The organism is Flavobacterium sp. Root420, assembly GCF_001427905.1.
Classification (GTDB): Bacteria; Bacteroidota; Bacteroidia; order Flavobacteriales; family Flavobacteriaceae; genus Flavobacterium.
Genome location: NZ_LMEF01000031.1, coordinates 257289 through 270805 on the forward strand (window position 1 = coordinate 257289; position 13517 = coordinate 270805).

A 13517-nucleotide genomic window follows, 5' to 3' on the forward strand; every position below is an offset into this window, starting at 1 on the left:
TTCGTTTTCTTACAATTGTAGCCCAAGCTTGCGTTTTACATTTGTCATGTTCAATCTTAAAAAATAGAAAACATGAAAAATTTAATTATTTATACGCATCCAAATCCAGCTAGTTTAAATCATTTCTTCAAACAAACTGTTCTTGAAAGTTTGGAAAAATTCGGGGAAGAAATCATTCTTCGTGATTTAAATGAAATCAATTTTAATCCGGTTCTCTCTTTAGAAGATATGAACGGACAAAGAATGGGAAAAGTTACTGAAGATGTCCAAACAGAACAGGATTTTATTACTTGGGCAGATCGTATTATTTTTATTTATCCAATTTGGTGGACGGGAATGCCGGCCATTATGAAAGGTTATATTGACCGTGTTTTCAGTTACGGATTTGCTTACCGATACGATCAGGGTGTTCAAAAAGGATTGTTATCAGGCAAAAGTACTATCATTATCAATTCGCATGGGAAATCGAATGCAGAATATGCAGAAAGCGGATTGGATAAAGCTTTAGCCTTAACTTCTGATACTGGAATTTTTAATTATTGCGGTTTAAAAATTCAGCAACATTTTTATTTTGATAAAGCGGATAGAGCTTCCGCAGAAAGCATTTTAGAATGGAAAAATGAGATTATAACTGTTTTTAAATCCAGTAATGAGCCAGTTGCTTTTGAATAGAAATTTATTATAAAAGAGAATATTGCAAAAAATGTAAAAATGCATTTGTAAAAGCCAGGATTTTGAATGGATCGCAAATTATGAAAGTACAGGTGATTTTCTAATGTTTTTGTGGTAAATTTGGATTAATACTTTTTAGGGAGAATCTTAACCAATCTAATTTTGAGCTTATGAGAAAAATCTACTTTCTTTGTTTCCTTTTTTTCTTAAACAATGTTTTTGCTCAAAAGAAGGATAAATTAAATCCCATTGCTGTTTATGAAAAAGTGTGGCAGGAACATAACAGTGATGTCCGACTGAAATTGATAAAAACAATTTGGTTAGACGACAGTACTTTTGAAGATCCTTCTGCGTCTATAAAAGGCGCAGTTGCATTGAACAATGTCATTAATGAATTTTACAAAAAATTTCCCGATGCTATATTGACTTCAGGTTCAAAAGTAGTAAAAGACAATTATGTAACCTGGGATTGGAAAATTCTGGATTCAAAAAATAAGCTGATCATGGCGGGCCGGGATTTTGCCCGATTAAACGGAAAAGGTCAGGTAAGCAAAATTATTGGCTTTTGGGATCAGGGAGTTACCTTGTCGGAGTCTGAAATTCTAAAAAACCTTGAAACGGATAATTTTAAAGTTGTAGCTAAATATTACGAATGTCTTTTTAAAACAAGAGACTTTAACGTTATGGCGACCATAATTGAAGAAGGAGCAATCTATAGTCAGGCAGAAGGTTTGCCGTATGGCGGAACTTATGTAGGTTTTAATGAATGGACAAAAATGTATGCAAAATCAAGTGAGTTTTTTGATCTGGAAATAGAAAAAGAACCGGTTTATTTTAGCGATGCTACCAAAAATGAAGTGATTATTTATTTCACTATAAAATGCAAAGCAAAAAAATCAGGCAAAACTCTTTCGATGCCAATTTCAGAACATTTTGATGTGAAGAATGGAAAAATTACAGCAATCCGGTCTTTTTATTTTGATACCAAACAATTTGCAGAATTTTTAAGAAGTAAAAAGTAAATTATATTTTAAAATTATAAAAAAAGGTTTATCGATTTGTGATAAGCCTTTTATATTTCAAAAAAGTCCAATTCTAATTGATCTGGCAAAAGTCTGAAACTCATTCTATGATATTTTGTAGTACCATGTTCACGAATGGCGTCACGATGTTCTTTGGTTGGATAACCTTTGTTTTGTTTCCAGTTGTACATCGGGAACTCTTCATGAATTTGCTCCATATATAGGTCGCGATACGTTTTAGCCAATATTGATGCCGCAGCAATACTTAAAAATTTTGCATCACCTTTTATGATACTCTGATTCGGAATTGATTTTAGTAATTCTATTTCTTCAATAGAAAATTGTTTTCCAAAAGTATTTCTTAAGCCTAATTTTGCATTCAGGGCCCGATTGCCATCTACAATAATAAAATCCGGCTTTTGGTTTAATTTTAAGATGCATTCCTGCATTCCTTTCATTGACGCATTTAGAATATTTATTTCATCAATTTCATCCGGAAATAAATGTGTCACAGAATAACAGACTGCATGTTGTTCTATAATTGGTTTTAAAACAAATCTCTCTTTTTCAGACAATTGTTTACTGTCGTTTAAAAATTGATTTTCAAAATCGACAGGCAAAATCACTGCAGCAGCAGTAACCGGTCCAGCCAGACATCCTCGGCCAGCTTCATCCGTTCCGGTTTCTAATATATGTCCTGAATAATTAAGTTGAAGCATGTTTTTATTTTGAATAGCAAATATAAATTTTTCTAAAAAATGATTCTAAAAAATTCTCCTAAAATTTGAATAGAGAATTGTTTTGGGATTTTCCATCTAATTAATCTTTATTATCGGTAACTGATATGTAGTATTGCTATGTTTTTTATTAAATTTTTACCTATTATTTTTTACTGATGCTGCTTTTTTTGAATTATTTTGAAAGAAATCACAACAATCCTTTTAAATAAATTACATTATGATGTAAAAAAAGCTTGGAATTATCAAAACCTCAAAATTAGTTGTAAAAATCACGATCTTAATAAAAATTATTCATGTTTTTTTTGGGTTTGATATTTAAATTTTTGAATTGTTAAAATATGTTAACAATTTTTGATTCAAATTTGCTGTTTTTTAATAAATTTCATAGGAATTAAATTACTAATTTTCAAATTCAGTTATATTTTTCGGGAAAATATTAAGGTATTGTTAATAATATTGAAAAAATTTAAATTGAATAGTTTGTTATTTTAAGAAATAATTAAGATGTTTGCCCCATACTAATTCAAAATAAATTAAAATGAAATTAAAATTACAATGGATTTGTACGCTTTTAATAGCGTTGTCTATGCAGTTTTCTTTTGCTCAAGAGAGAACTGTATCTGGAAAAGTTTCAGATAAGACAGGAGTAATTCCAGGAGTAAATGTTGCTGTAAAAGGTAGTAAAGCAAGTACTCAAACTGACTTTGACGGAAGTTATTCTGTAAAAGCAAAAACAGGAGATGTATTAGTGTTTTCATATGTAGGTATGAATAACAAACAAATTACTGTGGGATCTTCAAACACAGTAAACGTTGAACTAGAATCAGAAGCACAACTTATGAATGAAGTTGTAGTTGTTGGTTACGGTGTTCAGAAAAGAAAAGAAGTAACAGGTTCTATTTCTAAAATTGCAGGAAAAGACATCGCTAACTTGGTTACTCCTTCTTTCGAGGGTGTTTTAGCTGGTAGAGCGACAGGGGTTCAGGTATTAACTAATAGTGGTATTATTGGAGGTGCTCCAAAAATTAGAATTAGAGGTGTTGGATCTATTTCTGGAAGTACTGAGCCATTAATTGTTGTTGATGGTGTGCCTATTTATTCTGGTGATATTGGTGGTGTTTCTGCTACAAATGGTTTAGCGGATATTAACCCAGAAGATATCGAATCTTTTGATGTGTTAAAAGATGGTGCTGCAACTGCTATTTACGGTTCCAGAGCGGCTAATGGTGTAATCTTGATTACTACCAAAAGTGGAAAAAAAGGTACTTTAAAAGTAACTTACTCAAGTGTTTTTGGTGTTGCTAGTGCCGCTAAAACATATGATTTGTTACAAACTCCTGATTTCTTAGTTATTTCTAATGAAAAAAGAACAAACAGAGGACAAACTCCATGGGCTATTGGTAACGCATATAATACAGACTGGCAAGGTGCAGTTTTAAGAAATGCACCTCAAACTACACATAATCTTAATTTTAGTGGAGGTTCAGAAAAAACAAAGTATTATTTGTCTTTAGGATTAACAGATTTAGATGGTATCAATTTAGCTAATGATATGAAAAAATATTCTGTTAGAGCTAATATTGATCAGGATATTAATAAATGGTTAAGTGTTGGTACCAATGTAGCTGTAAGTAGAACAGAGTATAATGGGTTAAATATTAACGCAAATGGTTTATCAGGTAATATTTTTAATGCTACCAGACAGTTGCCTAATACGCCAATTTATGATGCAGCTGACCCTACTGGTTATAACATTTCACCAAATGGTAATAACGTTGGTCAATGGAATAATACAGACCCAGCAGGAGATAACATTACAAATATTATTTATGTTCTTGATCATAATAAATATAAATCTACAACTACAAGAATTTTAGTAAGTGCATTTGCAAATGCAAAAATTACTTCTGACTTAAGTTATAAATTACAGGTAAGTGGAGATAATGCTTCAACAGATGGTTACCAATATTGGAACCCAGTACATGGAGACGGTCGTGGAGTTAATGGATCTTTGTATCAGGACAACACTAATCTATTGAGATGGAACTGGCAAAATATTTTGAATTACAAGCATACTTTTGCTGAAGATCATAACTTAGGTTTAACAGGTGTTGCTGAGTATCAAAAATCACGTACTAAAGTATTATGGGGTTCAGGAAGTGATATTTTAAGTGATTTTTACGATCAAAATTTAGTAACAGGTACTTATGCGACTAAAGATTCTGGTGGTAGTGCTTCTGAAAAAGGAATTATATCGTACTTAGGTCGTTTAACATACAACTATAAAGAGAAATATTTTGTACAAGCTTCTCTTAGACGTGATGGAATTTCTCAATTTGAGAAAGATGTTAGATACCATAATTTTCCTGGAGTTTCTGCAGGTTGGACAGTTTCTAAGGAAAGTTTCATGGAAGGAATTAGTAGTACTGTTTCTGATTTGAAATTTAGAGGTTCTTACTCTGAAGTTGGTAACGTTGATGTATTAGGTGGTATGGCTTACCCTTCAAAAGGACTTATGATTGGTTCTCCATATGGTTCTTTAAATGGGATTGGTTACTATCAATTTGGTAATGATCAATTACAATGGGAAACTAGTAATAAAATTGATTTTGGTGTAGATTTAGGATTATTCAATAATCGTTTGACTGTTGCATTTGACTATTATAAGAATGATATTGACGGTTTAGTATTAGCAGCTCCTGTTGCAGGCTCTTTAGGTGTTCCTAACAGTATTATCAACTCTAACGTTGGTAAAATGTATAATCAAGGATATGAATTTGCTGTAAGTTTCAAAGCAATAAACAATGCTAACTTTACATGGGATGTGTCTTCTAATTTGACTCTTAGTAAAAACGTAGTTACTGGTTTAGTTAATGGACAAGATATAACAGGAGGTTCTTCATCTTTTGGTACATCTCAGGATATAGTTAACATTGCACCGAATATCATTATTAGACAGGGTGAATCAATTAACTCTTTATACGGATTCAAATATTGGGGTGTAAATAAAGCAAATGGTAACCCGGTTTACTATAAAGCTGATGGTAGTTTAGTACAAGGAAACCTGGCGACTACTACTTATACTGTTTTTGATCCTGCTAATCCTGGAACAACTGGAGCAGCTGCAACATTAGCTGCTACTGATAAAGCTATTTTAGGAAATACTTTGCCAACATATTACGGTTCGTTTACATCTAGTATGAAATACAAGAATCTTGACCTTGGTTTCATGATTAGATTTAGTGGAGGAAATAAGATTTTTAACGCTACAAGAAGAGAGTTGATGAATCAAAACTTTAACAACAACGGAACAGAGATTTTAGGAAGATGGCAAAGTGTTGATAATCCTGGAGACGGATGGACACCAAGATTATACGCAAGTTCAAATACATTTACAAACCTTTCAGGAAGTGCTAGTACGCGTTTCGTTGAAGATGGTGATTTTATCTCACTTGATAATATTAGTTTAGGTTATACATTGCCTAAGATGTTAATGGATAAAATTGGAGTTGATAATTTTAGAGTTTTTGCTCAGGCACAAAACATCTGGTTAATTTCAGACTATAAAGGTATTAACCCTGAAATGGAAACAAATGGAGTAGACATTAATGGTACGCCACGTTCTAAGGTAATATCAGTTGGAATAAATGTAAGTTTATAAAAAAATCATATGAAAAATATAATTAAAACAATTTTACTTTCTGTAGTTGTACTCGGGATGAGCTCATGTACAGAAGAAAAAATATTGGATTTAACTCCAATAAACAATATTTCGGATAAAGACGCTTTTACAACTCCTTCATTAATAGAGTCTTATATGAATGGTGTTTATAATGCTGCTGCGATTGGACAATATAATGCTGCATCAACCAGCCCAAATGGTGGTCGAGGTTATATCTGGGGAGCTGCTTTTGTTGAACAAGGAGAAGCCAGAGGAGAAGATATTGTTAATATGGCTACTTTTTACCAATTAACTTACACTGCAACTTACGATCCAACAACTGCTAATAATGTATATTACTGGGTTGACGGTTATAGATTAATCGGTAGATGTAATCTTATGATTGAGGGAACTACTGATGCAGTTGCTAAAGGTATTATAACAAAAGCAGTTGGTGATAACTATATCGGACAAGCTAAGTTTTTAAGAGCAATTACTCATTTTGAAATTTTAACAAATTTTGCAAGACCGTATAATTTTACAGCTGGTGCAACACACCCTGGAATTATATACAGAGAAGTAGGTGTAAATACAGCTGCTGAAGTAGCATCAGAACAAGTTAAACCAAGAAATACTGTTGCTGAATGTTATGCAAAAGTTTTGGCAGATTTAGATGATGCTGAAAAATTGATTACGTCAAATGGTTTTGCTGGTGGTAGAGTAGTTTCTAAAGCAACAAAATCTGCTGCAATAGCATTCAAAACCAGAGTTTATCTTCAAAAAAGAGACTGGGCAAATGTAATTGCTGAAGGAACTAAATTAAATGGTCTTTATACATTAACAGCTGATCCGGCTACTCCTTTTATACTTGCAAATAATTTAAGTAATACAGAATCTATATTCTCTATTGCTCATTCTGCAACAATGAATCCTCAGACTAATGCTGCTTTAGCAAGTATATTAAAAAACAGAGCTTTAGTTGCAATTAGCCCAATTCTTTGGAGAGATCCACAATGGTTGGCTGATGACAAACGTAGAGAAGATGGTAAAATGATTTATACTTCAGCTGGTATAAAATATACAAACAAATATACAGATGTTACAAATATGACAGATGCTGCTCCAGTTATTAGATATGCTGAAGTAGTATTGAATATGGCAGAAGCTCAGGCTCGTTTATCTGTTGCAAATTTGCCAACTGCTTTAACCTTGTTGAACTCTGTTAGAAATAGATCATTGGCTAGTCCAGCAACTCAGGCTTATACAATTGCTGGTCTTGGTACACAAAAACTTATGGTTGATGCTATACTTAAAGAAAGAAGAATTGAATTTTTACAAGAAGGTCGTAGATGGGCTGATATTCACAGATTACAAGGTGATGATTTAGCTCCTATTGATGGAATTCCTGCAAAAGTTGCTAATGCTACTCCTGCTGTAGCTGCATATGTATTAGGAAATAGTTATGTTATCACTACTCCTGTTGCTGCAATTCCAAGTGCTGATTTTAAATTCCTGTGGCCAATACCACAGACTGAAATAAACACTAATCCAGGTTTAGAAGGAAAAAATAATCCTGGTTGGTAAAAATAAATATTTAGATTTTTCCAAAACCCTCAATCATTTTTGATTGAGGGTTTTTTTATTCAATTTTAGTTCGATATAAAAACTTCTCAATCATAATGATTTGTTTTTTTATACGTTTTTATCTTTTACCTTTGCCTGACAAATTTTGCCGAAATAATTACATATAAAGCTATCAAATGAGAATACTCTTTTTTCTATATCTATTAATTGTACCCACATTATTGTTTTCTCAGGAAAAAACTAGTTCTAAAAACAGTTTAGATATGAATACAAAGTATTCTAGTATAACGGATACGGTTAAAAAGAAAAAGGCTTTAGTAGCAAAGATCGATCAGTATAAGATTTATACGTTAGAGCACGACACAATATATGCCGATACGTCGCTAACCTTAAAAAGTGCCTACAGACAAAACTATTTAAGAAAAGATAATTTTGGACTTTTGCAATTTTCTAATATAGGGCAAACATATAATACGTTACAATACAGTTTAACTGATTTTTCTCCCTATCCGGAAATTGGTTTCAAAGGCAAACATTTTGATTATATGGAAGTTGGTGATATTCGTTATTATTCTGTTGCAACTCCATTAACCGAATTGTTTTTTAACACCACAATAAACAAAGGACAAAATGTAGATTCGTTTATAACACTTAATACTTCAAAGAATTTAAATTTTTCTGCAGCATATCGTGGATTACGTTCTGAAGGAGATTATATAAATCAGTTAATAAGTGCCGGAAATTTTAGATTTACGACAAGTTATTTTACGACCAATAAAAGATATGTTCTAAACGCTCATGCTACATTTCAGGATATTACAAATGAAGAAAATGGTGGAATCACAACACCTGAAAATTTCGAAAGTGATGATCCGGATTTTAAAAATCGTCAACGATTGCAAGTATTTTTGACTGACGCGCAATCATTATTAAAAGGAAGACGTTTCTTTTTTGATCATGCATTCAGAATAAATCCAAATGATGGAAATAATAATTTGTATGTAACCCATCAATTTAATTATGAGTATAAATATTTTCAATACAAACAGCCAACTGTTCTTTCGACTGTAACGCCAACATCTGGACCAAGTCAGCAGGTGGAACGTTTTGGGGAATCTTATGTTACCAGTAATATAAACGATGAGACTCGTTTTGAGAGATTATATAATAAAGTTGGGCTTGCATACGAAAATTCACTTTTAGGAAAATTTAATTTTTTTGTAGATGATTACAGATCAAATTATAAATACGACAGGATTATCATAAATAGTGATGGTACTTCTATTCCTGATAATTTATTTTTGCAGATTAATAATGTTGGAGGACAATATGAATATCAGAAAAATAAATGGATTGGTCGTTTTTTATATACCAGATCAATTACAAATCAGTCTCTGTCAGATTTAGATGCAAAATTGAGATACAATCTGAATGAGAAAATTCAATTTGATTTTAGATATAGAAATTTAAATAAGTTACCTAATAATAACTATAATTTATATCAAAGCAGTTACGTTGAATATAATTGGTCTAATAATTTTAAGAATGAAAAAATAAATCAGCTGGGCGCTACTATTTTTACACCTTGGTTAAATGCTGAAGTTCAATATTCTGTTTTAAAAGACCATTTGTATTTTAAAGATGATTCCAGTGCTGCAGATGATTTAGTATATACTCAAATTATCAAACCTGCACAATATGGAAACGTAATTAATTATTTGTCTATAAAAGCTAATAAGGAGTTTAAGTTTGGTCCTTTTGGTTTAGACAATACGCTTTTATATCAAAAAGTAGATCAGTCCGATTTGATTTTAAATGTGCCTGATTTTGTAACAAGAAATACGTTTTATTATTCGAGTTACTTTTTCAAAAAAGCATTATATATGCAGACAGGAGTTGTATTTAATTATTTTACCAAGTATTATGGAAATGATTATAATCCTGTTATTGGTGAGTTTTTTGTTCAGGATGCGAAGAAAATAGGAGGTTATCCATTATTCGATCTTTTTGTAAACGCCAGAATTCGCCAGACTCGATTTTATTTTAAAGCAGAACATATTAATGCTTTATTTTCAAAAAGCGATTATTATTCAGCACCTAATAATCCTTATCGTGATTTTGTTATCCGATTTGGTTTAGTTTGGAACTTCTTCCAATAAAATTAGGGCTATTTAGATTTTTAAAACCAAATATTAAATAAACATAAAATGGACTTTTCAAAAAATATTTTAGAAACAATTGGTAATACACCTTTAGTAAAACTCAACAAAATTGTTGCTGAAATCGATGCGTTAGTGTTGGCAAAAGTCGAAACTTTTAATCCGGGAAATTCTGTAAAAGACAGAATGGCCGTAAAAATGATTGAAGACGCAGAGGCAGATGGCAGATTGAAACCGGGTGGAACCATTATTGAAGGAACTTCCGGAAATACTGGAATGGGATTAGCACTTGTAGCGATCATCAAAGGATATAAATTGATTTGTGTAATATCAGACAAGCAGTCTAAAGAAAAAATGGATATTTTGCGTGCTGTTGGTGCCAAAGTTGTTGTTTGCCCAACTGATGTTGAGCCAACGGATCCACGTTCTTATTATTCAGTTTCAAAACGATTGGCTGAAGAAACGCCAAATTCCTGGTATGTAAACCAATATGATAATTTATCAAATTCATTAGCACATTATGAGCAAACCGGACCAGAAATCTGGAAACAAACGGATGGAAAAATTACACACTTTGTGGTTGGTGTAGGAACTGGAGGAACTATTTCTGGAGTTGGAAAATACTTAAAAGAGAAAAACCCGAATATTAAAATTTGGGGAATTGATACTTACGGTTCTGTTTTTAAAAAATACCATGAAACCGGAGTTTTTGATGAAAATGAAATTTATTCTTATATTACAGAAGGAATTGGAGAAGATATTTTACCAAAAAATGTTGATTTTTCTTTAATCGATGGTTTTACAAAAGTAACAGATAAAGATGCTGCCGTTTATACAAGAAAAATAGCTATGGAAGAAGCAATTTTTGTTGGAAACTCTGCCGGTGCTTGTATTAAGGGGCTTTTACAGCTTAAAGAACATTTCAAACCTGAAGATGTTGTTGTAGTTCTTTTTCATGATTCAGGAAGCCGTTATGTCGGTAAAATGTTTAATGATGACTGGATGCGCGAACGCGGATTTTTAGAAGAAAATGTAACGAAAGCCGAAGATGTAATTAAAGATCATATAGATAAAGAATTGATTGTTGTTCGTACCGAAGAATTAGTGTCACACGCTATCGAACGTATGCGTAAGTATAAAATCTCTCAAATTCCGGTAGTTGATATAAACGGATTTGTGGGTTCTGTAGACGAAACAGATTTGTTTAGAAGTTATGTTGCGGATAAAAATGTTGCCGAAAAACCAATTAAGGAAGTAATGGGAAAACCTTTTCCGATTGTAAAATTAGGAACTACAATTGAAGAAGTTTCTAAGTTATTTACTAAAGAAAATGATGCTGTTTTGGTGGATCTTGAAAATGGGAAACATCATATTATTACCAAGTATGATATTATCGGATCTATAAAATAAGATAATTTTTTAATAACATTACGAATCCATAAATCGAAGTTTTGAATACTTGATTTATGGATTTTTTTAGCTGAAATATTTTAAAAATGAATTTTACTGCCATAGATTTTGAAACCGCAACAGGATATCATCCTTGCTCTGTTGGAATAGTTACTGTCCAAAACGGAATTATTGTTGATGAGTTTGTTTCTTTAATTAAACCTCCAAATAATATATATAATCCTTTTACGATTCAGGTTCATGGTATTTATCCACGTGATACAGTTAACGCAAAATCGTTTGCTCAGGTCTTTCCTGAAATTGAAAGAAGATTGAAAAACAGAGTTGTTGTAGCGCACAATGAAAGTTTTGACCGTAATGTGTTGATGAAATCAATGGCACTTTATGGTTTGCAATATGAAGATTTAAATATTGCAACACGTTGGGAATGTACGGTTAAAATTTACAAAGCAAAAGGATTAAAGCCAACCAAACTAAGCGATTGTTGTCGTGAAATGAAAATTCAGTTAAATCATCATGAAGCCTTATCCGATGCTCGTGCATGCGCCAAATTATATATGTTAAAGTAGAATAATTTTGTAAGATTAATAGTTCTTTTTGTTATTTTTAAGCTTTTGTAATTTAAAATAAAAGCTAAAAAAATGAGAGAAGATTTTCTTCATTATCTCTGGAAATTCAAGAAGTTTGAAACTCTGAATTTACGAACTACCCAAAATGATCAAATTGTAATTATTAAAACAGGCGACTATTTAGAACTTTCTGGCCCTGATTTTTTCAATGCTCAGATTAAAATTGGAAATCAGAAATGGGCGGGAAATGTTGAAATCCATTTAAAGTCATCGGATTGGTATGTTCATCATCATGAAAAAGATCCCGCTTACGAAAATGTAATTTTGCATGTAGTTTGGGAACATGATACAGAGATCTTCAGTAAAAATAATGTAGAAATTCCTGTTTTAGCCTTGAAAGAATATGTTCCATTGGAAGTAATAAATAATTATAATGCTTTATTGTCACCGAAATCCTGGATCTCATGTGAAAAACAAATTGCTGAAATTGATGAGTTTGTTTTTAAAAATTGGCAGGAAAGGTTGTTTTTTGATCGGCTTGAAAGAAAATCAAAATTTATTTATGATTTGTTAGAAGAAACAAATGGTGACTGGGAGTTTGTTCTATTCTCTTTATTAGCGAAAAATTTTGGATTGAATACAAATGGAAATACCTTTTTGCAGATTGCTAAATCTATTCCCTTTTCGATTGTTCGAAAAGAAAGTTTTGAAATCGAAAATCTTGAAGCATTACTTTTTGGAACTTCAGGTTTGTTAGATGCGGTAAAAGAGGATTTGTACTTTAATGGTTTGAAAATTAGATACTTTTATCTTTTGCATAAATATCAACTAGATAAGGCTTATACTGATCCATTGCAATTTTTTAAACACCGCCCTGATAATTTTCCAACTATAAGGCTATCTCAATTAGCAAGCTTATACAATAAGCATCAGAATTTATTTTCTCAAGTGATTATGCTAAAGTCCACTAAGGATGTTTATGAACTATTAAACGTTACGGCAAGTTTATATTGGGAAAATCATTATCAGTTTGATAAAGAAAGCCCAAAGAAATCAAAACCTTTATCAAGATCATTCATAGACCTGTTGATCGTAAATACTATTATTCCGTTACAATTTGCGTATTCAAATAGAACAGGAGAATCTAATACTGAAGACCTTATTGCATTTATGAATGAAGTGCCTCCGGAGAAAAATGCGGTAATAGATAAATTTAAGAGTTTTGGGATTCTGGTAAAGAATGCTTTTGACACTCAAACTTTACTGGAACTTAAAAATGAATATTGTAATAACAAGGCCTGTTTAAGGTGTGCGATTGGAGTCGAATTACTTAAGAGTAATTAGATAATTAGAAAATGGGGCAATTAGATAATTTTTGTATTTTTACCTAAAATCTATCCCGATAAGTATCGGGTAAAATCTAAAATAAGAAATGTCAGCTATTTTAAAACTTAAATTTTTCTTTGAAAAATATGGATTTCATGTTTCATCGCGATTAGCTGATAAACTTGGAATGCGTGTTACAAGTGTACGATTATTTTTTATCTATATTTCCTTTGTAACTGCTGGTTTGGGTTTTGGAATCTATCTAACATTAGCATTCTGGATTCGTCTAAAAGATTTAATTCGGGCTAAACGTACTTCAGTGTTTGATTTGTAAAAATAATTTAGGCATAAAAAAAAGGATCATAAAGTTTAAA

Annotated in this window: 10 protein-coding genes; 9 read left to right on the forward strand and 1 reads right to left on the reverse strand. The window is 31.7% G+C overall.

Translation table 11 applies throughout. The annotated features are described in order from the left end of the window. Positions 1 to 72: 72 nt before the first annotated feature. A complete protein-coding gene (locus ASC72_RS20105; protein WP_056195120.1) occupies positions 73 to 672 on the forward strand; it encodes an NAD(P)H-dependent oxidoreductase in 600 nt (199 codons plus the stop codon). 170 nt (positions 673 to 842) lie between these two features. Next, positions 843 to 1694 carry a nuclear transport factor 2 family protein gene (locus tag ASC72_RS20110; protein ID WP_056195123.1) on the forward strand — a complete coding sequence of 284 codons (852 nt, stop codon included), beginning with the start codon at positions 843 to 845 and terminating at the stop codon, positions 1692 to 1694. 50 nt (positions 1695 to 1744) lie between these two features. Here the strand turns inward: ASC72_RS20110 and ASC72_RS20115 are convergent, their stop codons facing one another. After that, positions 1745 to 2413, reverse strand: coding sequence for a ribonuclease HII (locus tag ASC72_RS20115; RefSeq protein ID WP_056195126.1), 669 nt, complete (start codon positions 2411 to 2413; stop codon positions 1745 to 1747). A gap of 559 nt (positions 2414 to 2972) precedes the next feature. On the opposite strand from ASC72_RS20115, the gene ASC72_RS20120 reads away from it, so the two are divergent. From ASC72_RS20120 to ASC72_RS20150, 7 genes are all read left to right on the forward strand, one after another. Continuing rightward, complete coding sequence (locus tag ASC72_RS20120) at positions 2973 to 6095, forward strand: TonB-dependent receptor (protein WP_056195129.1); 3123 nt, start codon at positions 2973 to 2975, stop codon at positions 6093 to 6095. A 9-nt stretch (positions 6096 to 6104) separates the two neighbouring features. Further along, entirely contained in the window at positions 6105 to 7679 is a 1575-nt protein-coding gene (locus ASC72_RS20125) for a RagB/SusD family nutrient uptake outer membrane protein (RefSeq protein WP_056195132.1), read from the forward strand. A 176-nt stretch (positions 7680 to 7855) separates the two neighbouring features. Then, positions 7856 to 9838 (forward strand): putative porin, encoded by a 1983-nt coding sequence (locus ASC72_RS20130; RefSeq protein ID WP_056195135.1) that lies wholly within the window; start codon positions 7856 to 7858, stop codon positions 9836 to 9838. Between the two features lie 48 nt (positions 9839 to 9886). After that, positions 9887 to 11248 carry a pyridoxal-phosphate dependent enzyme gene (locus ASC72_RS20135; RefSeq protein ID WP_056195136.1) on the forward strand — a complete coding sequence of 454 codons (1362 nt, stop codon included), beginning with the start codon at positions 9887 to 9889 and terminating at the stop codon, positions 11246 to 11248. A gap of 86 nt (positions 11249 to 11334) precedes the next feature. Then, on the forward strand, positions 11335 to 11817 hold the full coding sequence (locus ASC72_RS20140; protein ID WP_056195137.1) for a 3'-5' exonuclease: 483 nt from the start codon (positions 11335 to 11337) through the stop codon (positions 11815 to 11817). Between the two features lie 72 nt (positions 11818 to 11889). After that, entirely contained in the window at positions 11890 to 13161 is a 1272-nt protein-coding gene (locus tag ASC72_RS20145; RefSeq protein ID WP_056195138.1) for a DUF2851 family protein, read from the forward strand. Between the two features lie 88 nt (positions 13162 to 13249). Then, a complete protein-coding gene (locus ASC72_RS20150) occupies positions 13250 to 13477 on the forward strand; it encodes a PspC family transcriptional regulator (RefSeq protein WP_026985787.1) in 228 nt (75 codons plus the stop codon). Positions 13478 to 13517 lie beyond the last annotated feature (40 nt).